Origin of the sequence: Streptomyces calidiresistens (assembly GCF_014141525.1) — a bacterium.
In the GTDB taxonomy this organism is placed as follows: Bacteria; Actinomycetota; Actinomycetes; order Streptomycetales; family Streptomycetaceae; genus Streptomyces; species Streptomyces calidiresistens.
The window spans coordinates 1-221 of sequence record NZ_VKHS01001553.1; the positions used below are offsets into that span (position 1 = coordinate 1).

1 protein-coding gene is annotated in these 221 nt (G+C 73.3%); it reads left to right on the forward strand.

Annotated elements, in window-relative coordinates; all coding sequences use genetic code 11:
- Positions 1-32: 32 nt before the first annotated feature.
- Positions 33-221, forward strand: a 189-nt coding sequence (locus FOE67_RS28245; protein WP_267133381.1) for a helix-turn-helix domain-containing protein, incomplete at its 3' end; no start/stop codon positions are given.

A 221-nucleotide genomic window follows, 5' to 3' on the forward strand; every position in this document is an offset into this window, starting at 1 on the left:
AGGGAAACCGCGAGGCGACCCTCCGCGAGACCCTGATGGTGTACCTGGAGTCCGGGCAGAACGCCCGGGCCACCGCCTCCCGCCTGGCCCTGACCGAACGCACCGTCGCCAACCGGTTGCAGGCCGCCCGCACCCTGCTGCCCCCGGGCACGGACCTGTCCTCACTCGAACTCGCCCTGGCCCTGCGCCTGATGCCACTGGTGAAGGGCGGCGGGCGGGCA